Annotated in this window: 19 protein-coding genes; 8 read left to right on the top strand and 11 right to left on the bottom strand. The window is 72.2% G+C overall.

The features are described from left to right. From AB0J33_RS21845 to AB0J33_RS21875, 7 genes are all read right to left on the bottom strand, one after another. On the bottom strand, positions 1-602 hold a 602-nt coding region (locus tag AB0J33_RS21845; protein WP_363615848.1), incomplete at its 3' end, for a non-reducing end alpha-L-arabinofuranosidase family hydrolase. A 186-nt stretch (positions 603-788) separates the two neighbouring features. Continuing rightward, positions 789-1,874 (bottom strand): hypothetical protein, encoded by a 1,086-nt coding sequence (locus tag AB0J33_RS21850; RefSeq protein WP_363615849.1) that lies wholly within the window; start codon positions 1,872-1,874, stop codon positions 789-791. Positions 1,875-1,932: 58 nt separating this feature from the next. Beyond that, entirely contained in the window at positions 1,933-2,376 is a 444-nt protein-coding gene (locus tag AB0J33_RS21855; RefSeq protein WP_363615850.1) for an OsmC family protein, read from the bottom strand. Positions 2,377-2,401: 25 nt separating this feature from the next. Then, on the bottom strand, positions 2,402-2,800 hold the full coding sequence (locus tag AB0J33_RS21860) for a VOC family protein (RefSeq protein ID WP_363615851.1): 399 nt from the start codon (positions 2,798-2,800) through the stop codon (positions 2,402-2,404). Between the two features lie 45 nt (positions 2,801-2,845). Then, entirely contained in the window at positions 2,846-4,585 is a 1,740-nt protein-coding gene (locus AB0J33_RS21865; RefSeq protein ID WP_363615852.1) for a multicopper oxidase family protein, read from the bottom strand. Further along, a complete protein-coding gene (locus AB0J33_RS21870; protein ID WP_363615853.1) occupies positions 4,582-5,031 on the bottom strand; it encodes a DUF6220 domain-containing protein in 450 nt (149 codons plus the stop codon). The genes AB0J33_RS21865 and AB0J33_RS21870 overlap by 4 nt, the downstream gene beginning before the upstream one ends. Next, positions 5,024-6,031 (bottom strand): carboxymuconolactone decarboxylase family protein, encoded by a 1,008-nt coding sequence (locus AB0J33_RS21875; protein ID WP_363615854.1) that lies wholly within the window; start codon positions 6,029-6,031, stop codon positions 5,024-5,026. Before AB0J33_RS21875 ends, AB0J33_RS21870 begins: the two co-directional genes overlap by 8 nt. 144 nt (positions 6,032-6,175) lie before the next feature. Between AB0J33_RS21875 and AB0J33_RS21880 the strand changes: the two genes are divergently transcribed. The 3 genes from AB0J33_RS21880 to AB0J33_RS21890 all read left to right on the top strand — a co-directional run bounded on the left by AB0J33_RS21880 (position 6,176) and on the right by AB0J33_RS21890 (position 8,810). Continuing rightward, positions 6,176-7,306 carry a sensor histidine kinase gene (locus tag AB0J33_RS21880; RefSeq protein ID WP_363615855.1) on the top strand — a complete coding sequence of 377 codons (1,131 nt, stop codon included), beginning with the start codon at positions 6,176-6,178 and terminating at the stop codon, positions 7,304-7,306. 22 nt (positions 7,307-7,328) lie between these two features. Next, entirely contained in the window at positions 7,329-7,991 is a 663-nt protein-coding gene (locus AB0J33_RS21885) for a response regulator transcription factor (RefSeq protein ID WP_363615856.1), read from the top strand. Between the two features lie 105 nt (positions 7,992-8,096). Continuing rightward, a complete protein-coding gene (locus AB0J33_RS21890) occupies positions 8,097-8,810 on the top strand; it encodes a hypothetical protein (protein ID WP_363615857.1) in 714 nt (237 codons plus the stop codon). A gap of 166 nt (positions 8,811-8,976) precedes the next feature. On the opposite strand, the gene AB0J33_RS21895 is transcribed toward AB0J33_RS21890, so the two are convergent. Together AB0J33_RS21895 and AB0J33_RS21900 are read right to left on the bottom strand one after the other, a co-directional pair. Beyond that, a complete protein-coding gene (locus tag AB0J33_RS21895; protein WP_363615858.1) occupies positions 8,977-11,976 on the bottom strand; it encodes a glycoside hydrolase family 95 protein in 3,000 nt (999 codons plus the stop codon). Between the two features lie 346 nt (positions 11,977-12,322). Beyond that, complete coding sequence (locus AB0J33_RS21900) at positions 12,323-13,327, bottom strand: hypothetical protein (protein ID WP_363615859.1); 1,005 nt, start codon at positions 13,325-13,327, stop codon at positions 12,323-12,325. A gap of 110 nt (positions 13,328-13,437) precedes the next feature. Here AB0J33_RS21900 and AB0J33_RS21905 point away from each other — a divergent pair, with 110 nt between their 5' ends. The 4 genes from AB0J33_RS21905 (at position 13,438) to AB0J33_RS21920 (ending at position 17,577) form a co-directional block, all read left to right on the top strand. Continuing rightward, positions 13,438-14,445: a hypothetical protein gene (locus AB0J33_RS21905; protein ID WP_363615860.1), complete on the top strand. Its 1,008-nt coding sequence runs from the start codon at positions 13,438-13,440 to the stop codon at positions 14,443-14,445. A 10-nt stretch (positions 14,446-14,455) separates the two neighbouring features. Beyond that, on the top strand, positions 14,456-15,331 hold the full coding sequence (locus AB0J33_RS21910; RefSeq protein WP_363615861.1) for an alpha/beta hydrolase: 876 nt from the start codon (positions 14,456-14,458) through the stop codon (positions 15,329-15,331). Positions 15,332-15,366: 35 nt separating this feature from the next. Next, positions 15,367-16,194, top strand: a complete 828-nt coding sequence (locus AB0J33_RS21915) for a hypothetical protein (RefSeq protein ID WP_363615862.1) — start codon at positions 15,367-15,369, stop codon at positions 16,192-16,194. A 318-nt stretch (positions 16,195-16,512) separates the two neighbouring features. Then, the gene (locus AB0J33_RS21920) at positions 16,513-17,577 is read left to right on the top strand and encodes an SMP-30/gluconolactonase/LRE family protein (protein ID WP_363615863.1); all 1,065 of its coding nucleotides are present in this window, start codon (positions 16,513-16,515) and stop codon (positions 17,575-17,577) included. A 118-nt stretch (positions 17,578-17,695) separates the two neighbouring features. Here the strand turns inward: AB0J33_RS21920 and AB0J33_RS21925 are convergent, their stop codons facing one another. Together AB0J33_RS21925 and AB0J33_RS21930 are read right to left on the bottom strand one after the other, a co-directional pair. Further along, positions 17,696-18,334 (bottom strand): hypothetical protein, encoded by a 639-nt coding sequence (locus tag AB0J33_RS21925; RefSeq protein ID WP_363615864.1) that lies wholly within the window; start codon positions 18,332-18,334, stop codon positions 17,696-17,698. After that, positions 18,331-18,495, bottom strand: coding sequence for a hypothetical protein (locus AB0J33_RS21930; protein WP_363615865.1), 165 nt, complete (start codon positions 18,493-18,495; stop codon positions 18,331-18,333). The genes AB0J33_RS21925 and AB0J33_RS21930 overlap by 4 nt, the downstream gene beginning before the upstream one ends. A 73-nt stretch (positions 18,496-18,568) precedes the next feature. Here AB0J33_RS21930 and AB0J33_RS21935 point away from each other — a divergent pair, with 73 nt between their 5' ends. Then, a complete protein-coding gene (locus AB0J33_RS21935) occupies positions 18,569-22,657 on the top strand; it encodes a tetratricopeptide repeat protein (RefSeq protein ID WP_363615866.1) in 4,089 nt (1,362 codons plus the stop codon). The last annotated feature ends 245 nt before the right edge of the window (positions 22,658-22,902 follow it).

Raw genomic sequence — 22,902 nt, forward strand, 5'->3', positions numbered from 1 at the left:
GCGACGGTGAAGTCCTTCAACGACACCCAACCCGACCTCGGCGTCGCCAACTGGCCCGTCGACGACCAGCGGTACGTCGACGGAAGATCGCAGGTCTGGGTGGGCGGCGGCGTGGTCGGCGGCGGAGTCGTCGGAGGCGGAGTCGTCGGGGGCGGATCCGTCGGGGGCGGAGTCGTCGGCGTCGTGCCACCGGTGCAGGTGACGCCGTTCAGGGCGAAGCTCGTCGGTGCCGGATTGCTGCTCGTCCAGGACCCGTTGAACCCGAACGACACCGTGCCGCTGGTCGGGATCGCACCGTTGTAGCTCACGTTCCTCGCCGTCACCGCCGACCCGCTCTGGGTCAGCGACGTGTTCCAGGCCTGCGTGACCGTCTGCCCGGCGCCGTACGACCAGGTCAGCGTCCAACTGCTCAGTGGGTCACCCAGGTTCGTGATCGCCACGTTGGCGCCAAAGCCGCCCTGCCACTGCGACGACACGGCGTAGTTCACCGAACAACCCTCAGCCGCCGCGCCGGCGGGCAGCGCCGCGACCACTGTCGACGACACCAGTAGACCGACGCCGGCCGCAACCAGACCGACATTGGTGGCTCTGGATCTGGTCATATAGCACCCTCCTCGCGGGATGGCGGCCTACACATTGGTGGTGGTCATTTCTCGATGACCGATTGTGAGCGTTAACAGGCCGCGTCAGGTATGTTACGGGAGCGCTCCCATACCCTCAACAACATCTATCCCCTGGTTCGCGCTCACGGTCGACTCTCCGGCGCGGCCCGCCCGGAGCGACGCTCCTCAGACGACGGTCAGGGTGAGCACCCCGAACTGGTCGGCGCCCTGCACGTAGTGCGGCAGGTAGAACTTCCAGGTCACCGTCAACGTCCGCCCGGCGCGCATCGAGGCCGGCACCTCGGCGGCCATTTCGAACACCGCGCTGCCGCCGGCGGGGATCTGCGGAAGCGGACGGCAGTTCAGCCGGTACAGCTGGGAGGTGTTGACCGCGTCGTTCGTCGCGTCGCCGAGCGAGAACCGTTCCATCAGGTAGCCCGGGCAAGGGTCCAGCGCGAGGGGGCCGCCGGTCGGGTTGCCGAGCGTCACCCGGAAGGTGAGCCGCGACCCGGCGGCGGCGGTGGCCGGCCCCTGGACAGCCACGGTGAGCTTGTCCAGCGGCGACGACGGGGGCTTCGACACCGCCACCGGCTCGGTGAACCCGCTCGCGGAGAGCGTCCCCCGAGCGCGGGGGTGGACCCCCTCGCCCTGCGGACAGCCCGGCCGCTCATCGGCGGTGACCGGTGCGCGCAACGTGCCGCCGTCGTGCGGCAGCTCGATGGCGAGCTCCACCGGCCCGACGGTCGGCTGACAGAACGGCCCGGACCAGTCCAGGCGCAGGCTGGCGTGGCCACCGGCCGGCACGGCGACCACCCGGGCGCGCCCCTCCTCGTTGATGCCGTGGGTGTAGAGCATCGGGATCTCGCGGCCACCGGCGTGCATGGTGGTGGGCACCTCGCCCTGCAGGGTGCACTCCACCGTCGACGAGTTCCGCACGTCCACCTCGCCGATGAGCGTGCCGATGGCGGCGTCGAAGCCCCGGGGCGTCTCACCACCGGCGCCAGGCCGCGTCCACGTGCTGAGTCGACCGATCAGCTGCTCCGCCCGGCACGGCTCACTGCCGGCGGCCGGAACCCTCGGCCCGGCAGGGCGGCCGTTGAGGTCCTCGTCCGTGATCCTCAGGTCGGCCCAGGGAACGCTGCCGTCGGCGAGCAGTGCAGTGGGCGCCGGCTCCGCGACCGTCGGGCCCGGACGACCCGGTTGGGCGTCCAGGTCGGCGCACCCCACCGCCGCGGCGAGGACGATCAGCAGTGGCACCAGTAGTCGACGCATGCCGCCACCCTCACACGAACCGAGCGCACCGGACCTGAGTAGCGGTGCTCAACGACGATCAGTCTCCGGTCGGCCCGTCGGCCCCGGTGATCGAGACGGGAGTGCCGAGCTCGACGGTGCGGGAGACCGTGCACAACCGATCGTGCGACTGCCGCAGCGACCGGGGCAGCGCCGCGCGGGCCTGGTCGCCGTCCGCGCCCTCCGGGAACGTCACGGTGAACTCGACCCGCAGGTTCTGCATCCGGTTCCCGCCGGCGTCGTCGCGGATCTTGTCACCGGTCACGGCGACGGTGAACCCGGTCGGCTCGGCGCGACGGCTGGTGATGTGATCCACGTCCACCGCGGTGCAGCCGCCGATGGCGGCCAGCAGCAGCTCCACCGGCGTGAAACTGCCGTCCTCGCCCGTGCCCAACGACACCGACCCGCCCCGGACGTTCCGCACGACGTAATTGCCCAGGCTGGTGCGCTCGATCGCCACCGAGCGGAAGGTGTCCTCAGTCATGCCAGAAAACTACCGGCATCACGGATCAGACGTCGGCCTCGATGGCGAAGGTGTTCCCATCGGGGTCCTGAAACCAGGCGACGCGCCCGCCGCCGGCCCGCGCGGTGATCCCCTTGGCATCGTGTGCCAACCCCGGGTAGCGGACCAGCGCGACCCCCGCCGACGCGAGTTCGTCGACTGTCTGGTCGATGTCGTCGACATACCACGTCGCCAGCGTCGCCGGGGTCTTCCCGGCGGTGACCGACTGGTACACGTTGAGTGCCGGCCCGCCACCGGAACCATAGACACGGCTGCCGTCGACGACGGTCGCGCTCGGCCCGGACCGCAACACCGGTAGGCCCAGCTTGCCTTCGTAGAACGCGACCGCCGCCGCGATGTCCGACACCGCGACCGACGTTCTGAGGTGGTACTGGCTCAAGGGCATGAACCACCCTGGCACACAGGCGGGAGCGATCGGTCGCTCCCGCGATCAGGAGTACATCAGATGCAGCGTCATCCCGGCATCGGCGTGCGCCAGATTGTGGCAGTGGTTGGCCCACATCCCCGGGTTGTCGGCCCGGAACGCCACCTTCCACACCTCGCCCGGACGGACGTCGAACGAGTCCAGCCACAGCGGGCTGCCGGCCGCCGGCTCCCCGTCACGGGCCAGCACCAGGACGTGGTGGCCGTGCAGGTGCCACGGGTGCACGACCTGCGACCGGTTGACGATCGTGAACAGCACGACGTCGCCCAGGCGTACCACCTGCGGTGGGATGTCCGGGTCGGCCGCGCCGTTGACGGTGTGGGCGTACCGGGGCAGCAACCCGCGCAGGTCGAGGCCGCGATCGAGCACGAGGGTGAACGTCTTGTCGACCCGGGACCAGGGCACCGGAGCCCTCGCCCCGTAGTCGAGCGGATCGAGCACCGGCCAGGTGCCGGTCGCCGTCGACACCGGGCCGGTCGAGTAGACCGCCCGTCCGTCGACGAACAGCGCCACCGGGGTCGTTGGCGCGTTGAAGACGAGGTCGTAGCGGCCCCCGGCCGGGATCAGCACGGCGGTGTCCGCCAGCGGGGTCGGGCCCCGCAGGTCGACGCCGTCGATGGCGGCGACCCGGAACGCGGTCCCGGCCAGGGCGTAGCGGTGCGTCGTGCTGTCGGTGTTGATCAGCCGCAACCGCACCGGTGCGCCGGCCTCGACCCGCTCCACTCTCGGCGCGGGCAACGAACGGCCCGCCAGGGTGTGCACCGGCACGGTGACGTCGACGCCGGTCACCGGCCTGGGTCGCACCACCAGCACCCCGTAGAGGCCCATCCGTACGCCGACGTCGGAGGCCGAATGCGTGTGGTACCAGTACGTCCCGGCCTGGTCGGCGCGGAACCGGTAGACGAACTCCTGCCCGGGCCGCACCGCTGCCTGCGTCACCCCGGGCACCCCGTCCTGATCGTTCGGCACGTCGTACCCGTGCCAGTGCAGGGTGACGCCGCGCTCGATGTCGCGGTTGCGCAGCGTCACGTCCAGGACGTCGCCGACGGTGGCGGTCAACTCCGGTCCGGGTACCTGGGCGTTGAACGCCCACGCCGCGACGTTCCGGCCGCCCGCGTTCACCGTGGTGGTCCCGGCCGTCAGGGTGAACCGCCTGGTGGGTTCGGCGGCGATCCGGGCCACCGGATAGCCGTGATCATGGGGTACGACCGACGTGGCGCCGGCGGCGACGGTCAGCCCGGTTCCGGTCACCAGCGCCGCGCCCGCCACAACGACGGCCACCCGGGAGACCGTCCGGCGCGGGCGCGCGCCGAGAGCACGGCCCGTGATCACCGTCGCCGCCACGACCCCGGCGACCGCGAGCAGCCCGGCTCCGGCCGACGCCGGGTAACCGTGCAGGACCGTCACCAGCAGGGCGCTGCTCGTGGCGTACCCGGCGAAGAGCAGCGGCACCGCGACGGCCCGGATGTCGCGCGGGGCCTGCAGCAACCGCGGCCCGGCGACGCCCACCGCGGCGAGCGACAGGGGCGCGGCGATGAGGACCTTCTCCGCGGCGAACCACCAGCCGGCGCGGGCGAGCGCGGTGATCGTGATCGCGCGGGCGAGGGTGGCGACCAGCGCGAGGGCCGCCAGTCCCAGCGCGAGCGGACGGCGCCGGGCGGTCGACGCGGCGCCGCCACCCAACCAGCAGGCGGCCGCGAGGACCGCGATCACGAGGTCGGCCGCGAGCAGTGACCCGGTGCTCATGCCGGCTCCACTTCCCGGGCGGCCACCCCGTCGTCGGCCGGCACCGGGCCGGCCAGCCTTCGCGCTGCCCGATGGACACCGACCACCACGTGCACCACGATGATTCCGTTGAGCGCGTGCAGCCCGCCGATGGTCAGGCTGAGCGGAGTGCTGACCCCCGACGCGTCGGTGAACCCGTCGGCGAGCATGGCGATGAGCGCCTGCAGGACGACCAGGCCGATCGGCAGGATCGCGAGGCCGATGAGTCGACCCGGCGCCTTCGCCAGCGCGGCGACCAGGGCGGTGAGCAGGGTCAGCAACGGAATGACCACCATGCCGTTGACGCTGTGCAGGGTGTACGCGCCGTCCCCGGCGGGTTTCGTGAACCCGCCCACCGCGGCGAAGACGAACTGCAGGACGAACGCCCCGAGCAGGAGAGCGCTGATGACGACGAGTGCCCTACGCATCGGTGACCTCCTCGAGGTGCGCCGAGCTCAGGGCCCGGGCCACATGATCGGTTGCCGTGATCGCCCCGTACGCGACCAACCGCACGAGGTCGGCGTCGGCCGGGTGGGAGAGCCGCCAGAGGGCGACGTCGCCCGGACTGACCGCGCTCGGCGCGAACGCCGACAGCAACGCGATCCGCGTTCCGATGCGGTCCGCGCCCGGTACGTCGCGGACCAGGTCGACGGCCCAGTCCGTGGGCCGAGCGGGGAACCGCCCGTCCTCCCAGCGCACGGTGGCCTCGACGGTCCGGCGCGCCACGTCGCCCAGCAGGTCCGCACCCCGGGTGGCGGCGTCGCGCAACGACGCGTAGGCGACGCCGACCGGGCTGTCCCCCGCCCAGGCCGGTACCGCCGTCGCGCCGGTGTCGAGGAGGGAGAGGCTTCCGCCGGGTTCCTTCGGCTCCCGGGCCGCCCGGGCGTAGAGCCGGCCCCCCACCGAACGCACCAGCGAGGAGCGTTGCAGACCGCCGGGGAGCAGATCGGGGTCGAGCAACGCCGAGACGACCCGGTTGATGAAGTGGAAGGCGAGCAGGGTTCCGGTGATCTCGGGCCGGTACGGGCTGGTCCAGTCGGCGGATCTCGGGCTGCGGCTGGCCTGCGCCCAGCGGACCAACTCGGCGTGCCTCGGCTCCAGCGGCGTCACACCCCGGGCGACGGCCTCGGCCAGCTTCGGCTCGCCCAGTGCGTGCAGCAGCAGCACGTGGGCGTCGACGCAGAACTGGCAGCGGTTGGCCCGGGACACCGCGGCGGCGACGAGTTCGCGCTCGACCCGGGAGGCGTCCCCGGCGAGCAGCGTCTCACGCATCAGCGCCCAGGTCCCGGCCAGCACCTCCGGCACGGCCGAGAGCGCCTGGAAGGTGGGCAGGGGCCCGAGAAACTCGGCACGTAATTGCTGGTAGACGGCCGCGCTGCGGCCGGTGACCGACCTCGCGGGCGTGGGGGTGAAGAAGCGGTATGTCATGAGCTAGATGCTTGCCGTGGCGGGCTGGGAAAGCGTCGTTCCGCCGCAGACACTTGCCGCGCCACCGATACCGCGCCCGTGGTACGCCACAGCTACCACGTGCGCGGGATGCCGCACCGACGACGACCGCCCTACAGTGCGACCATGCGCCGCGATCTTCCGTACGCCGTCAGCGGTCTCGCCCTCGGCGCCCTGCTGCTCGGCAACGCCGCGCTCACTCCGGACGCCGCGACGGTGGGGGCGCTCGACGTCGTCCTGGTCCTGGCCATGGCGGTGGCCGTGGCGGCGTGCCGACGGCACCCGGTGGTGGCGCTGGGCGTGGTCACCGTCGCCATGCTGGCCCTGCACATCCGGGTGCACCCCGGGGTGTCCGCCGCGTTCCCCGTGCTCGGCGCGGTCTACGTCGCCGCCTGGCAGGGGCGCCGGTCGGCGGCTGCCGTGGCCAGCCTCGTCTTCCTGGGTGGCTTCCTCGCCCACGACATCTCGGTGGCGCCGCCCGGCCGGCCCGGCCAGTTGATCGTCGAGCGGACGGCCCTGCTGCTCGGCTGGTTCGTGGCGGCCAACGTCGCCGGGCTGGTCGGCGGGCAACGCCGGGCGTACCTGGAGCAGGTCGAGCAGCGGGCGGTGGAGGCCGAACGCACCCGCGAGGAGATGGCCCTGCGGCGCGCCGGGGAGGAGCGCCTGCGCATCGCCCGCGACCTGCACGACTCCCTGACCCACAGCATCTCGGTGATCAAGGTGCAGGCGGGCATCGCCGTGCATCTGGCCCGCAAACACGGCGAGGAACCGTCGGCGACCCTGCTGGCGATCCAGGAGGCCAGCGGTGCCGCGATGCGGGAGCTACGCACGACCCTCGGCGTCCTGCGCGCACCGGGCGACGACGACCGGCTCGGGCTGGCCCGGGTGGACGAGCTGGCGGAGCGGACCCGGGCGGCCGGCGTACCGGTGCAGGTGACCGTCACCGGTCAACGCCGGGACCTGCCCGACGAGGTCGACCAGGCCGGGTACCGGGTCATCCAGGAGGCCCTCACCAACGTGGCCCGCCACGCCGGCCCCGCGGCCGCGCGCATCCAGGTGCGGTACGCCCCGGCCGGGCTGACCGTCGCGGTCACCGACGACGGGCGGGCGTCGCCGGCTGAGCCGGTGACCCCGGGTGTGGGGCTGCGCGGCATGCGGGAACGGGTCACCGCGTTGGGCGGCACCCTGCACGCCGCCGCGCACGACGACCACGGTTTCACCGTCCGGGCCACGTTCCCGCTGGACGGTCCACGATGACCGGCCGGCGGCGGGAGCCGCGATGATCCGGGTGCTGCTCGCCGACGACCAGGCGCTGATGCGAGCCGGTTTCCGGGCTCTGCTCGATGCCGAGGACCACCTGGAGGTCGTCGGCGAGGCGACCGACGGCACCTCGGCCGTCGACCTGTCACGATGTCTGCGCCCGGACGTCGTCCTCATGGACGTGCAGATGCCGGGCCTCGACGGCATCGAGGCCACCCGGCGCATCGCCGCCGACCCCGAGCTTGCCGCGATCCGCGTGCTCATCCTCACCAACTACGGGCTCGACTCGTACGTCTTCGCCGCCCTGCGCGCGGGCGCCAGTGGTTTTCTCCTCAAGGACGCCGACCCCGCCGACCTGCTGCACGCCGTCACCGTCGTCGCGCGCGGAGACGCGCTGCTCGCGCCGACCGTCACCCGCACGCTGATCAGTGAGTTCGTGGCCGGTCCACCGCCGGCCGAGCCGTCGGCCGGACGGGACGTGTTGACCGCCCGGGAGCAGGAGATCGTCGAGTTGGTCGCCCGGGGGCTGACCAACGACGAGATCGCCGCACGCATGGTGATCAGTCCGTTGACGGCCAAGACACACGTCAACCGGGCGATGACCAAACTGCACTGCCGCGACCGCGCCCAGCTGGTGGTGTGGGCGTACGAGTCGGGGTTGATCACACCGCGCCGCCGGTGATCCCCGGCGGCGAGGGCGGTGTCGATGCGCCCCCTTGGGACACGACGGAGGCGGCACGCACTAGCATTGCCGCCGTCCGCGACGGCTCTGCTGAAACGAGGCGACATGCGTTGGCTCCGTCGGTTGCTGGGCGGTAGGCGGGTCCAGCTCGACCCGGGACGCCAGCAGGCGCTGCTGCACGACGTCCGGTCCCGCTACGGCACCCACGCGCGCATCCGGTTCGACGACCAGGTCGAGGCGCTCACCGGCTCGCTCGACAGCGACGACGGCCTGGTGGTGGCGGCCCGGATCGTCAGCCAGGTCGCCGACGAGGCCCATGTGGACCTCCAGGCCCAGGCTCAGGAGATCCACCGGCGAACGGGCCGGCGGCTGCTGGTGCACCGCCGGAACTACCGGCCGCTGTGGAAGGAGGCCGGTCCGGCCCTGCGCTGGCCGCTGTTCGCGTTGCCGTGTGGTTTCCACCCGTACGCGCAGGTGGCCGCCGCGGTCGCGGTGGTCGGCAGCCGGGCTCGCCGGCTCGACCGGGTGACCGACCCGCACCCGCTGCTGACCCGCGTGTTCGAGGTGCTCGACCTCACCACCTCCGGCTGGGAGTACGGCCGGGTGCGGGTGGACACCGACGCCGCGGCGCTGGCCGATCGGCTGATCTCCAGTGCCGGGCAGGTCCTCGTGGCGATGGAGGACCCGCCCCGACTGCCGCCCGCGGTCCGTGAGCTGATGCGTCGCAACAACACCGTCGCCGTGCACGACCCGGCCGGCCCCCGGGCGGTCGGCGGGATCAACCTGGGCGCGCGGATGCGCGAGGAGTTCCTGATCTGAAACGCTGGACGCGCACTCCGGCTGGCCCGCCATGTCGTCGTGCCGGTGAGCGGTGACCGATCACCGGCGACCGCCGGCTGCGCCCACCGCCCCGAAAGCCGTGACCGGGGCCCGTCCCCCGGTGGGACGGGCCCGGTCACGCTCCCCCAAGCAGGATCCGTTGCCGTCAGCCCCCGATCGCCATGGCGAAGATGTGCATGGTCGGCACGTTGGCCGCGGGCCGGGCACTGATGTTGGGCAACACGACCGAGGCCACCGCCTTGCTCTGCAACCCGACACCCACGTAGTAGATGCAGGCCGCGGTCGCCTGGCGGGCGTTGTTGGGCCGGTTCTGGTACGCGGACACGACGGCCGCGGTCGCACCGGATTGCGGCCCGCCATACCAGTCGGGCGAGCTGAGCGTGAACGTCTGGCGGGTGCCGTCGGCGTAGACCACCGTGCCGGTGCCCGACACCGCGCCGTAGGTCCCGGTCACCAGGAAGCCGAGCGTGCTGCCGGTGCCGCTGATGCCGATGGTCTGGCCGGAGGCGACGGCGTTGTCGGCGGTGCCGGGGCTGACGTTGGGCCAGCGGAAGTTGATCCCGTTGCGGCTGATCGTGCTGCCCGGGCTGGCACCGGCCTGCGCCAGCGCCTGCGCGGAGAGTGACGCCCCGTTGCCGTCGAAATTCCCGACGTTGGTGTTGCTGTCGTTGGTGATGCCGGCGTTGGTGAAGCTCTGCTCCAGCGTCGGCGTGGTCGCGCCCGTGCTGGTGACCCGGTAGGTGCGCCCGGCCTGCACGGTGACCTCGACCAGGTCGGACTCGATCCGGGTGACCCGGGGCGCCGAACCGTCGGCGGTGTCGACCACCGTGACGGTGCCGGTCAGGATCCGGGAGCGCAGGCGGACGGTGCCGGCCCGGTCCGGTCGGACGAGGATCTCGGTGGCCGAACCGCTCGCCCAGGTGATGCCGACCGTGTGCCCGCCCCGAGCGCGCAGGCCGGTCACCCGCCCGCTCGGCCAGGCCGGCGGCAAGGCGGGCAGGACGTGCAGCTCGCCGGTGTGGCTCTGCAGCAGCATCTCGGCGATGCCGGCGGTGGCGCCGAAGTTGCCGTCGATCTGGAAGGGCGGGTGCAGGTCGAACATGTTCGGCGCGAGTCGCGCGGTGGTGGCGAGGTAGCGGATCAGGTCGTGGGCCCGCTTGCCCTCCTCCATCCGGGCCCAGAAGTTGATTTTCCAGGCCAGTGACCAGCCCGTGCCGTCGTCGCCGCGCAACGCCAGCGTCTGTCGGGCCGCCTCGAAGAGCTGCGGGGTGCCGCGCTTGGTGATCTGGTTGCTGGGAGCCAGCCCGTACAGGTGGGAGATGTGCCGGTGGTTGGGCTCGGTCTCCACCCAGTCGTAGAGCCACTCCATGATGTTGCCGCGCGAGCCGATCTTCATCGGTGGGAGCCGATCCCGGGTGGCGCGGACCTGCGCCCGGAAGGTGCTGTCCACGTTGAGGATCTCGCTCGCGCGGGCGCAGGCGTCGAAGAGGTCCCGCAGGATCTGGTTGTCCATCGTGGGGCCGGCGCAGACGCTGGCGTTCGAGTGGTGGCTGAGCTCCGGCGAGTTCGACGGGTTGGTCACCAGGTAGCCGAGGGTCGGCTCGGTGACGAGGGTGTTGAGGAAGAACTGCGCCGCGCCCTTCATGGCCGGGTAGTTCGTCCGCAGGAACTCGATGTCGCCGTTGAACAGGTAGTGGTCCCAGATCAACGTGGACAGCCAGGCCCCGCCGGTCTGCCACATGCCCCAGAACGCGCCGTCCACCACGGCGGTGGCCCGCCACGCGTCGGTGTTGTGGTGGGTGACCCACCCACTCGCCGCGCCGTACTGCACCTGCGCGGTGCGGGTGCCGGTGACCGCGAGGTCCCGGACCATGTCGAACACCGGGTTGTGGCACTCGGCGAGGTTTGTCGTGTTGGCCGGCCAGTAGTTCATCGGCAGGTTGGCGTTGATCGTGTACTTCGAGTCCCACGCCGGGGCCAGAGAGTCGTTCCAGATGCCCTGGAGGTTGGCCGGCTGGGTGCCGGGGCGGGAGGACGAGATCAGCAGGTACCGGCCGTACTGGAACAGCAGTGTGGAGAACTGCGGGTCGTTGACGCTGTTGTGCTGGGCGATCCGGACATCCGTCGTCTGGTCGGCGGCGGACGTGCGCCCCAGATCGAGGGTGACCCGGCCGAACAGCGCCTGGTAGTCGGCCACGTGTCGGCTGCGCAGCTGGTCGTAGCTGCTGGCTCGGGCGGCGGTGAGACGCTGTCGGGCGATGCCCTGGTAGTCGCCGCCGACGTTGCGGTAGTTGACGTAGCTGGAGCCGATGGAGATCAGCAGGACCACGCTTGTGGCGTTGGTGACCCGCAGGGTGCCGCCGGAGCTGGACACGCTGCCGCCGCTGACGGTCGCGTTGGCCAGCGCGAGGAAGCGGACCGCGCCGGTGACGCCCTCCATGCTCCCGGAGATGCCGTCGAGGCCGATCGTGCTGCCGTCCGGGCTGGACACGGTGGTGCGCTGCGGGCTGTCGAAGGTGGCGGTGAAGCTGATCGAGCCGCTGCGGTCGGCGGTCAGTCGCATCGCGATGACCTGGTCCGGCGCGCTGGCGAAAACCTCCCGCTGGTACCGGATGCCGTTCAGCACGTACGACGTGGTGACGGTGGCGGTGGTGAGGTCGAGCGTCCGGTCGTACTGGGACGCCCCACTGGCGGATCCGAAGGCGAGCCGTAGGTTGCCCACGGTCTGGTAGGCCAACTGCCCGCCCGGGTTGCCCATCATGGTCTGGTTGATCAGATCCTGGGCCTGGGTCCACTGGTTCGCGTTGACCAGCCGCCGGATCTCCGGCAGCGCCGCCGCGCCCCTGGGGTTGCTGGGGTCGTGGGGGCCGCCGGCCCAGACGGTGTCCTCGTTGAGCTGTAGCCGCTCGGTGTCGACGTTGCCGAAGACCATGGCGCCGAGCCGGCCGTTACCGATCGGCAACGCCCGCAGCCAGTCGGTGCCGGCTCCTTCGTCGTACCAGAGCGCGAGGTTCCCGGCGGCCAACACCTGCGGCGGGGCCACCGAGTCGGCTCGGGCCACGGCCGTCCACGGCAGTGGCAGCAGCGTGCCGCCCGCACCGGCTGCGCCGATCTTGAGGGCTTGCCGTCGGGTCAGGTCTGACATCGATCCTCCAAACGGTGACCAGTCCGGCCACCCCGAAGCGTGACAACTGTGGGACCCGAGATGGGGATCCGCCTGGTGGGGCCAATCGGGACCGCTGAGCAGGCCGACGCCGAGCCCTGACGAGCCAGACATCTGATGTGTTTCGCGAAGGTTACTCCGAGGGCACAGAATAGGCAACGGTCGATCGATAGGCGGAAGCCGCACTCTCTAGCCGGTCAGCAAGATGTGTGGACGGGTGAGCAGCGGTGGATCGACGCCGCACCGCACGACGATCCGGCAGGATGACGCCGACAACCACCCACCTGGGTGGACATACATCAGATGTACGAGAGCAGCCCGTTGGCCGTCAGAGACCTCGCGCTTGCGCCATCGGGCCGCCATGCGGCTGGCTTGACCATCGCCTGGCACGTCTGCGGCCGGTGTCCGCGACGACCAGCAGACCAGGCGTGGCGCCGAGCAACCAGAGCGCGAGCAGCGGCCAGTGGATCAACGCGCCCACCGCACCGCGGATTCGCGGGATCTCCCCGACGGTGTACGACGCCTGCTGGTCGGTACCACGACAGGACAGCGCATAGATCCCGCTCGTGGGAGCGTCGAAGGAGGCGACCCAGGCGTAGGAGGCGAAATCGCCACCGTAGTCGCCGGGCGCGATGGTGACCACCGTCGCCGGCACGACCACCCGGTCGACGCCGGTGACCCGGCAGTCCGGGCTGCGGGGCGCGGAACCCACGGCGAAGATCGCGTACTCACCGGCCGCCGGCAGCCGCAGTTCACCCGACCGGCTGGCCGGGGCGGCGTACGGTCCCACCGCCCCGTACTCGACCGGGTCGTACCGCACCGTGGAGCCCTCGGCCCCGAGCCGCACCGTCGTCTGCCAGAGCAGCGCGCCCACCAGCGCGACGACGGTCCCGACGACATAGCCACGTCGGCCCGGCGGGTCGTCCCGCCGCGCACGACCCCGGGCGAGCAGCTGACCGATCGACGCGCCGCAGGCAATCAGGAGAACGCAGCCGAGAAGCACGCTCCGCCACGGAGCCGCGCCGCTGAGCGGGATGACCCACCGGTAGACGGCCAACGACGTACCGACGAACACCGCGCTGGTCAGCGCGGCCGCGACCAGGGCGGGGGTGGCGCGCCGCCGACCGGTGCGCCGCGCGGCGAGCACGGCGGCGAGCACGGGCGCCGCGGCCACGGTCCACCACAGCGCCGGCGCGACCGTGAGGTCCTCCTCCCACCGGTGCGTCCACTCGAAGAACACCAGCGGGGCCGGCACCGTCACCAGCAGCCACACCGCCAAGACCACCGGCCCGGCAGAGGACCGCCCCACCAACCGCCAGGTCGCCGCGCTCATGCGTCGATCATCGGGCAACGCGCGCCTCGATCACAGCGGCGTCCGTACACAATCGGGTTGTTCCCGGCGCGAACCCGGGTGACCATGGGCGCCATGGCGGGAGTTCGGCGGTGAGATCGCCGCTTCAGGGTGGACTACCGCCGAGCGACGCGGCGGTGCTCGGTGCCGTCGTGGAGATCGCCTGCGACGAGTCGGGATTCTCCGGCACGAACCTGCTGCACTCGACCGCCCCGGTGATCACGCACGCCAGCGTCGACCTGGTCGTCGACGAGGCCGTCACGCTCATCGCCGCCCTGCGGTCCGGGTTCCGGTTCGCACCGCACGAGCTCAAGTCCGGGCGATTCCTGCGCGGCCCGGGTGCGACCGAGGCCCTGGAGTGGTTCCTGGCGGCGCTGGCCGGCCGCGCGCACGTCCACCTCATCGACAAGGAGTTCTTCCTCGTCACCCGAATCGTCGACTTCCTGCTCACCGAGCCCTCGTACGCGGCCGGCACCCGCCTCGCACGCGAGCACCGTCCGGCCGCTCGGGCCCTGCACGAGGCCGGACGCTCGGCCGGCGGCGACTGGGGCGCCTTCCTGGCGGCGTTCGTCGATCTGGTCCGGATGAAGCGGCGGCAGCCGGTCGACCAGACGTTGCGGCGGTTCTTCCAGGCCCGCGACGCGCTGCGACGACACCGGCTCGACGCGACGGCCGACGCCGTCCTCGACGGGCTCGACCCGAGCCACGTGCGGGCCGTGGTGACCCGGCTCGACAACGACGACCGTTCGGTCCCCCCACCGCTGGAACCACTGCTGCCGGCGCTGGCGGAGACGGTGCTGTCCTGGAGCGGCGGCCAGCGGCAGGTGCTGGTGACCCACGACGAGCAGAGCGCCCTGACGGCCGACCGACTGACCCGCCTCCAGCGGGTGCTGGCCAACGTCTCGGCGGCCGACGCCGACCGGGCTGGGGAAGGACTGCCGACCGGGGTGTCAGCCCTGGCGGGGCTGGTGGTGGTCGACTCCCGCGACGATCCGCGGGTCCAGGTCGCGGATCTGCTCGCCGGAGTGGCCCGGCGGATGCCCGACATCATCGACGACGCGCTACGGCAGCCGCCGCCGATTCCGGCGGTCCGGCCGTAGTCTCGTCGACATGACGGACATCCGGACCCACACCCTCGTCATACCCGGCGTCGACCTGGTCTACGACGTCCGCGGTCCGCTACCTCCCGCCGCGGGCCACCGTGTGTTGCTCATGATCGGCCAGCCGATGCCGGCCGAGGGCTTCACCGCGCTCGCCCCGCACTTCACCGATCGCACGGTCGTCACCTACGACCCGCGCGGTCTGGGCCGCAGCGTCCGTGACGACGGTCGGTCCGACCACACGCCGCAGCAGCAGGCGGCCGACCTGCACGCGCTCATCGAGGCGCTCGACGCCGGCCCGGTCGACGTGTTCGCCAGCAGCGGCGGTGCGGTGACCGCACTCGAACTGGTCGTCACCCACCCCGGTGACGTCGCCACGCTGGTGGCGCACGAACCGCCGATCAACGCCGTGCTTCCCGACGCCACGGCCGCCGAGCGCGCCCGCGCCGGCTTCTACGAGGCGTACCAGGCCAAGGGCCGGGGCACGGGCATGGCCGCGTTCATCGCCATGACGTCCTGGCAGGGCGAGTTCACCGACGCCTACTTCGCCCAACCCGCTCCCGACCCGGCGATGTTCGGCATGTCCGCCGAGGACGACGGCAGCCGCGACGACCCGTTGCTGTCGCGGAACTCCTGGGCGGTCACCGACTACCGTCCCGACGCGGGCCGGCTCACCGCCGCGCCCACCCGGATCGTGGTCGCGGTCGGCGAGGAGTCGGCCGGCACGTACACGGCGCGCACCGCCCTGGGCCTCGCGGCGCTGCTCGGCCAGGAGGCGGTGGTCTTTCCGAGCCACCACGGCGGGTTCCTCGGCGGTGAGTTCGGCTACGCGGGCAAGCCCGCGGAGTTCGCCGCACGGCTGCGGGAGGTGCTGGACGCCGGCTGACGTGGCGGCTCGACAACCGGCCGCACACTGAGGCCATGCTGGTCGTGTTGGGCGTGCTCGCCGTCGCCGCGCCCGGTGCGCTCGGCTGGTTCGTCGGCGAGGCGCTGGGCGGCCACGGGGAGGTCGGCCTGGCCGTCGTGTACGGCGTCGGGGTGCTGCTGTGGGCGCTGCTCGACGAGCACACCGGCAAGGCCACGTCCATGGCGCTCCTCGCGTTCGTGGTCGGTCTGCCGATCGTGTACGTCGTGGTCGTCGCGGTCAAACTGCTCGTCCTGGCGTTCGGCCTCGCCGACCTGGGCACGCGTGACGTCCTGCTGTCCAGCCTGTGGAGCGCGCTGGCCGGCACGGGGATCAGCGTCGGGCTCTCGCTCGTCGGCGCGTTCAAGCGGGCCTTGGAGTCGCCGGCCAGCCGACCGTTGGCCGACCTGGAGGAATCGCTGCTGGCCGGGCTGTCGTTCCGGATGCCGCTGGCACTGCTCGTCGCCGGGCTGATGGATCTGCCCGAGACCACGGCGGCACGGTTGGTGACCGGTACGGCGTGGGGCGTCGCCACCGCGGTCTGCGCGGTCGTGTACACCGCGCTGGTAGACCGGGAGCCGATCCGGCGCGCGTTGATCCACATTGTCGTGGCGCAGTTCATCCTGCTGGCCTGCGGCGTGTTCGCCGTCCTGCAGAGTCTCGGTGAGGCGAACCTGGTCGACGAGGCGGTGCAACTCGTCGTGCCCGCCAGCGTGGCGTGCGGCGCGACCTACCTGCTGATGCTGCTCGGTGTCACCGCCGCCGGTCTGCTGCCCCGGCGCGGACGCGGCGCAGCCGGATCGACACCGCCGGGTGCCGCGTCGACGGTCCCCGACAACGAGTAGCACCGGTCGCCCGCTCGTTACCACCGGGGCGAAGAAACGTTGCGCCATCGCAGGAGTGGACCTGCGTCGACGGTGGTTCTCTGCGGCGATAAACGCCTCAGCCGAACTCGCAAGAATTCATACGCATTGACCAGCATCTTTGCCGCCCATTGCGGCCTTCAACGAAATAGCTGTTACGGAAACGATGCGACCTGCTAGTTCGTCACCTATGCTGCCTCATGCCCGCTCGACGGCCCGCGTCCCACACCGGGTCATCCCCGGCCACCACGCCGTCGACCACCCCGTTTACGCAATCATCGACGCCGATTGGAGTATTCGATGACCTGGCGTCCAACCATCGCCGCGCTGGCCGGTCTGTGCCTCGCGGTCGGCACCGCGACCGTCCCCAGCGGTGCCGCCGCAAAGCCCCCGGGAGTTCTGAACGCTGCGCTTGTTAGCGCTCACGCCGCGCTCGCCGGCCCGCCCGGCGCACCGCCCGGGGTCTGCCCGACCGGGACCAGTTACGGCCCGCCCCTGCCGACCACATCCGTGTCGGCCACGAAGATCCGGGGTGGATTCTCCTTCCTCGAAGGGCCGGTCTGGGTCGCCGACGGCAGCTACCTGCTCTTCTCCGACATGGCCGCCGGCACCGGGCCGTACAACGTCCAGCCGTCCACGATCCGCCGGTTCACCCCGCCGGCCACCTTCGACACGTTCATCGCCAACGCCGGCAGCAACGGCCTGGCGCTCAGCGCCGACGCCCAGCAGATCGTCGCGGCCACGCACGACCAGCGCAGCGTGTCCGCGTACCGGTTGAGTGACCGGACCCGAAGCACCGTCGCGGGTAACTACCAGGGCCGGGCGTTCAACTCGCCCAACGACGTCGCGGTCCGCTCGGACGGCGTTGTCTACTTCACCGACCCCAACTTCCAGCGCGGTAACCGCTCGGACCAGATGAGCGGACGCACCAGCGTCTTCCGCGCCTCGGGTGGTCAGGTGTCGCTGGTGGACGACCAGCTCCGGCAACCCAACGGCATCTCGCTCTCGCCGGACGGGACCGCGCTCTACGTGGGCGCCTACTCCGAGAACAAGATCTACCGGTACGCGGTCCAGCCCGACGGCAGCATCGGCACCCGCAGCGTCTTCGTGAACTACATCGGCGGTCCGGACGGCGGCACCATCGACTGCGCCGGCAACGTCTACTGGACGTCGGGCTCGGACGCCCTCGTCCACGTCTACTCCCCCGCGGGCACCCAACTCGGCACGATCCGGTCCGGCAACTCCGGTACGACGAACGTCGCCTTCGGCGGCACCGACCGGCAGACCCTCTTCGTCACGTCGGGCCCGAGAAACGACTCCGGCCTGTACAGCGTTCGGCTCAACGTCCCGGGATACCCGTACTGATCGAGGCGTTCCACGCGACCTCGTCGGCCGGCGGAGCCGCCGAGTGGCCAGGTACCACAAGCCTGGCCACTCGGCGGCCGGCGTCGGAAGCGGTCGGGACAGGCGCCCTGCCGCCGAGCTATCCGGTGGTCGCGGCGATGAACACCACCGCCCCGACCACCACCAGCGCGGCGGCCAGGAAGGTCTGCCGACGGGCCCGGCGCAACGTCTCGCGGACCTGCCAGGCGTGCGCGCTGGCGAGCAGCCACCGCAGGTACGGGTCGGTCCGGACGATGTTGCGACGCGCGGTGGCGAGCCCCTCGCGGAGGGCGGCCCGCTCCTGCGGCGGGGCCGTCCGCAGACGGCCGGTGATCACGGCGGCAATCCGGCGATGCCGCAGCAGGCCCTCGACGTCATCGGCGTACCCGCCGAAGTGGTACCAGGGCTCGGCCTCCAACCGCTCGCGCAGCCCGCGCAGCTCCGGCCCGGTGAGCGAGGCCGGCGTGGTCATCGGCGGCACGAGCACCTCGCTGGTCCGCCAGATCGCCCAGGCCACGCCGAGCAGCGCCACCAACAGTCCGCCGCCCGCCCAGGTCGCGTGGGCCCAGTCGGTGACCTTGCCGGCGGCGATCAGCGGGCCACCGCCGAGCAGCAGCGCACCCACCGCACCGGCCGAGGAGATGATCCACCGAGCGGCCGCCCGGCTGTCCGCGACCGAGTCCAACGGCGAGGGCAGCGCGTCCAGCCCTCCGCCGCTGCTCGGCGGCTCCCCGGTCATCGGCTGTCGTCGCCGCGAAAGACCACACCCAGCGGGCCGGTCTCGTCGTCGGGCAGATCGGTGTACGGCACCCAGCGCTGGCCGTCGAAGAACTCCAGCTCGCCGCTGTCGTTGATCCGCACGGCGTTGACCTGCACGAACTCCTCAGGATCGTCAGCCATGGATACAGTATCGGTCAGTCCGGCAATCCGCCCCGGCGTCGGGTCGTCCGCCGGGCGACCGCAGGGGGCCGCTGTGATCCGGTTGACCGTCAGCGCGACCGACGTGGTGCTGGCCGTTCGGGGCCAGCAGCAGCGGCACCCGGTGGGCCCGGCCGATCAACGCACCGCCGACCTGCTCTGGCGGTTGCGTGCCGACCCCTCGATGGAGTTGTCGTTCCAGGTCGGCGCGGCACTCGGCCGCCGCTTCCTCGACGCCGCCGGCGCGGCCCTGGGCGCGGAGCTGGCCCGGCCCGGTCGCCATCGGATCGGCATCGAGGTCAGCGATCCGGCGCTGGCCGACCTGCCATGGGAGACCCTGGTGCCGCCCGGCGAGGACGTGCCGCTGGCGTTGCGCCCCGACGTCGACGTCTGCCGGACCGGCCCGGACGCACCGGTGCCCACGGTCCGGGTGGACGGACCGCTGCGCATGCTCGCGGCGATCGCCAGCCCGGACGACTCCACCCAGCCGTTGCTGGACCACGAGCGGGAGCTCGGACGAATCCTCGGCGCGGTCGAACCCGGGCACCGGCACGGGGTGCGGGTGCGCGTCCTGGAGTGGGGCAGCACCACCGCGATCCGGGCCGCCCTCACCGAGGAACCGTTCCACGTCCTGCACGTCTCCAGTCACGCGCGGCCCGGCGCGTTGCTGCTGGAGACCCCCGCCGGCGCGGAGGATCGGGTGGACGCGGCGCGGTTCCTGGCCGAGGTGCTGCCGCCGGGCCGGACCGTACCGTTGATCGTGCTCGCCGGCTGCTCCACCGCCCGGCAGGATCAACGGGAGCTGCCCGGCCTGGCCGGCGCGCTGCTGGCCCACGGCGCGCCGGCGGTGCTGGCGATGAACGGAACGGTCAGCGACGCGTACGCCATCGAGTTCTGCGCCCGGCTCTACGAGCGGTTGGCCGCCCAGCCCGAGCCGGAACTGCTGGCCGAGGTCTCCGCCGTACGCCGCGAGCTGGCGTCGACCGCCGCCGAGTGGTGGATGCCCACGCTGTTCCTGGCCGACCCGACGCTGCGGCTGGCCGGTGGACGGGGCGGCCCGCCCGTCGCCGCGCGGCCCGGCCAGTCGGTCGTCGGTGACGGCGTGCTACGCGCCCCCACGGACTTCGTGGGCCGCCGGGAGATCCTGCGCCGGCTGTCCCGGAACAGGCTTCGGGTCCTGGTGCACGGCATCGGCGGGATCGGCAAGACGAGTCTCGCCGCCGAACTCGCGCAGCGGTTCCGCGACGCGGGCGGCATCGTCGTGGCCAGCGGCGGCGACGCCACCGTCGACGGGATCCTCGACGAGCTGCGACGCCAGGTGGAGATCCGGTGCGGCCAGTCCGCGACGGCCCCGGACGACCCGCTGCGGCAGTGCCTCGTCGCCCTTGCCGAGCCGGGCCACGACTGGCGACGACGGCTGGCCGCCAGCGCCGCCGCTGGCCCGCCGCTGCTGCTCGTCCTCGACAACGCCGAGGACGCCCTGGACGCCGAGCACCGGTTGGCCGACGCGGACCTGGCCGCGTTCCTGGCCGACTGGGCGGCCCGGCACGAGTTGGTTGTGACCAGTCGGCACCCGTTTCCGGTGGCCGGTGTCGAGACCTGCCACCTCGGTCCGCTGTCCTGGCAGGAGACCCGCAAGCTGCTCTGGCGGCTGCCCGGCGTCGGGCGGCTGGCTCCGGCGGAACAGCAGCGGATGTGGCACCGGCTGGGCGGCCACCCGCGCGCGTTGGAGTACCTCGACGGCCTGCTGCGCGACGGCGGCGTCCGATCCGACGAGGTGGCCGCCCGACTGGCGGCGACCGGCCGTGGACGGGACGCGGAGTCGGCTCAGGTCGGCGTACCGCTGGCCGAGGCCGGCGCGCTGGCCGCCGAGGACGTGCTGTTGCCTCGGCTGCTCGCCCGCCTGGAGGCCGTTCCGACGGCCCGGCGGTTGTTACTCGGCGCGGCGGTGTACCGCACCCCGGTGGATCGAAGTGGACTCTCCTGGCAGCTCGCCGACCCGGCGGACGGCGGCGACCCGCCGCCAGAGCCGACGGGGCTGGACGAGGCGGTCGAAACCCTGTCGCGGCTGGGGCTGCTCGCCCCGGTGACCGGGGGTCACCTGGTGCACCGGTGGACGGCGGCCAGTCTGCTGAGGATCGCCGGCCGCGACGCGGTGGCCGAGTCGCACCGCCGGGCCGGCCGGTACTGGGGCTGGCGGGCCCGGTCCACCACCGACCAGCACACCTTCATCCGGCAGGCCGTCGAGGCGCGGTACCACCACCTGTCGGCGGGTGACACCGAGGAGGTCGTCGCCTACTCCGAGCTGGCCTGCCAGGAGTTGCACGCGGCCGGGCACTGGGCCTGGGAGGAGAAGATCTGGCGGGAGTTGCTGCCGATGGCTCCGCCCGGCTCGGCGCGCGCGGCGAGCTTCCTCAAGGGGCTGGGCGACGTGCACCTCGATCGCGGTGAGTACCGGCAGGCGACGGAGCGCTACGAGGCGGCGCTCGCCGTCTACCGGGACCTCGGCGACGACGACGGAGTCGGCAAGCTCCTGCATCAGCTGGGCCTGGTGGCCGGCACCCGGGGCGACCGGGCGACGGCGGAGCGGCTGTACCAGGAGGCGTTGCGGATCCTGAGCCGCCTCGACGACCGCACGGCGATCGCCAAGACCCTGCACCAGCTCGCCGGCGTCGCGCGCGGCAACGGCGACGCCGAGTTGGCCATGTCGCGATATCTGGAAGAGCTGGCGATCGCCCGGGAGCTCGACGACCTGGAGGGGATCGCGGCGAGCCACCACCAGATTGGCGTACTCGCCTTCGAGGCCCGGGATCTCGTGAAGGCGGAGCAGTGCGTCCAGGTGGCGATCGCCGCGTACGGGCGGTTGGGCGTCCGGGTCCAGCAGGGCAGCGGGCTGGTGATGCTCGGGCGGATCGCCCTCGCCCGCTTCGCCTACGACCTCGCCGAGTCCCGGGTTCGGGCCGCGCTGACGATATTCGAGGAGATCGGCAGCAACGGTCACATCGCGGAGTGCACGCTGCTGCTCGGTCACCTCTCCCGCGACCTCGGCGACCTGGAATTCGCCGAGAGCTGTTTCGCCCGCGCCCGGGTGATCGTCGCGGCCCTCGGTGAGGACCGGCTGTTGCGCCGCTGCGACGAGCTGCTCGGCGGCGTCCGGACCATCCTCGGGCGGGCCGCCGAGGCGGTGCCGCACACCCTGAACGCGATCGGTGGAGCCGATGAGCCGCCGCACCAGCCAGCCCTGGACTGGCTGACGATGCAGCGCCTGGAACTGGGCGCGTCGCCCTTCTCCGACCTGCTGGCCCGGCACCTCGACCCGGACCAGGCGGCGCAACGGGCCGAGTGGGTCGAGGCGTACCTGCGGTTCCGGTTTCCGGATTCCCATCCGACCCCGCGGGGCAGCGGGTACGTCCTGCTCGCCATCGCCGCCGCCCAGGCGGGCGAGTTCGGCACCGCTCGGATGTGCCTTCTGCGGGCGTTGCCGATCTGTGCCGCCGTCGGCTACCAGGCCGGCGTTGCCAAGTGTCACGAGGACCTCGGCCAGGTGGCGCTGGAGACCCGCCGGCTGGCCGAGGCCCGGTCCCGCTACGAGCAGGCGCTGGAGGTCTACCGGGCGCTGCGCCACGAGCCCAACCAGGCCATCGTCCTGCACCAGCTCGGCCGGGTCTGTGAGGAGCAGGAGGACCTCACCGGCGCGGACCGGTTCTACCGTCGCTCCATCGCGATCAAGGAACAGTTGGGAAACCGGTCGGGCGTGTCCAACAGCACGTTCCACCTCGGCCGGGTGGCCGGCCTGCGCGGCGACCGGGCCCTGGCCGAGCGGTGCTACCGGACCTGCCTGCGCATCGACCGCGAGCTGGGCAACTGGGAGGAGGTGGCGTTGGACCAGGCGGCGATCGGGCAGCTCCGGGTCGAGCAGGGCCACCCCGCGGAGGGCATCCCGCTGATCGTCGAGGCACTGCGCATCGACCGGCGGATCGGGTCGACGAACGCGGCGCTCGACCTCAACGCGCTTCGCGAACTGCGGGCCAGGCTCGGCGACGAGGCGTTCCAGGCGATTCTCACAAACGCCTTCGGCCCGGCCCAGGCCGTCGAGGTGCTCGACCTGATCGCGGTGCTACCGAGCCCGGCGGGACCGACCTGACCCGCCCGGCCGTGTCGAGGCCGGCCGCCCATGCCCAATCGCGGTGGTGCCACTGTCGCTGGACCGCTGGCAGACGATGACCCTCTGCCGGAGCGGCCCAGCGACCCCCCACCAACAAGCGGCGGCCGGGCAGAGGTGACTGCCCTACGCGCCAGCCAACGCCGCGGGAGGAGTCCCCCGTTTGCGCTCCCTGCGGAGCTGACCCCTCCCACCGATGGCTCCCCCGGGTTCGGCCAGCCGGAGCA

The organism is Micromonospora sp. NPDC049645 (assembly GCF_040675155.1).
Taxonomy (GTDB): domain Bacteria; phylum Actinomycetota; class Actinomycetes; order Mycobacteriales; family Micromonosporaceae; genus Micromonospora.

Bases quoted from the DNA above. Each gene is read 5' to 3' on its own strand.
- AB0J33_RS21850 (WP_363615849.1), bottom strand. From the start codon at position 1,874: ATGCGTCGACTACTGGTGCCACTGCTGATCGTCCTCGCCGCGGCGGTG.
- AB0J33_RS21855 (WP_363615850.1), bottom strand. From the start codon at position 2,376: ATGACTGAGGACACCTTCCGCTCGGTGGCGATCGAGCGCACCAGCCTG.
- AB0J33_RS21860 (WP_363615851.1), bottom strand. From the start codon at position 2,800: ATGCCCTTGAGCCAGTACCACCTCAGAACGTCGGTCGCGGTGTCGGAC.
- AB0J33_RS21865 (WP_363615852.1), bottom strand. From the start codon at position 4,585: ATGAGCACCGGGTCACTGCTCGCGGCCGACCTCGTGATCGCGGTCCTC.
- AB0J33_RS21870 (WP_363615853.1), bottom strand. From the start codon at position 5,031: ATGCGTAGGGCACTCGTCGTCATCAGCGCTCTCCTGCTCGGGGCGTTC.
- AB0J33_RS21875 (WP_363615854.1), bottom strand. From the start codon at position 6,031: ATGACATACCGCTTCTTCACCCCCACGCCCGCGAGGTCGGTCACCGGC.
- AB0J33_RS21880 (WP_363615855.1), top strand. From the start codon at position 6,176: ATGCGCCGCGATCTTCCGTACGCCGTCAGCGGTCTCGCCCTCGGCGCC.
- AB0J33_RS21885 (WP_363615856.1), top strand. From the start codon at position 7,329: ATGATCCGGGTGCTGCTCGCCGACGACCAGGCGCTGATGCGAGCCGGT.
- AB0J33_RS21890 (WP_363615857.1), top strand. From the start codon at position 8,097: ATGCGTTGGCTCCGTCGGTTGCTGGGCGGTAGGCGGGTCCAGCTCGAC.
- AB0J33_RS21895 (WP_363615858.1), bottom strand. From the start codon at position 11,976: ATGTCAGACCTGACCCGACGGCAAGCCCTCAAGATCGGCGCAGCCGGT.
- AB0J33_RS21900 (WP_363615859.1), bottom strand. From the start codon at position 13,327: ATGAGCGCGGCGACCTGGCGGTTGGTGGGGCGGTCCTCTGCCGGGCCG.
- AB0J33_RS21910 (WP_363615861.1), top strand. From the start codon at position 14,456: ATGACGGACATCCGGACCCACACCCTCGTCATACCCGGCGTCGACCTG.
- AB0J33_RS21915 (WP_363615862.1), top strand. From the start codon at position 15,367: ATGCTGGTCGTGTTGGGCGTGCTCGCCGTCGCCGCGCCCGGTGCGCTC.
- AB0J33_RS21920 (WP_363615863.1), top strand. From the start codon at position 16,513: ATGACCTGGCGTCCAACCATCGCCGCGCTGGCCGGTCTGTGCCTCGCG.
- AB0J33_RS21925 (WP_363615864.1), bottom strand. From the start codon at position 18,334: ATGACCGGGGAGCCGCCGAGCAGCGGCGGAGGGCTGGACGCGCTGCCC.
- AB0J33_RS21930 (WP_363615865.1), bottom strand. From the start codon at position 18,495: ATGGCTGACGATCCTGAGGAGTTCGTGCAGGTCAACGCCGTGCGGATC.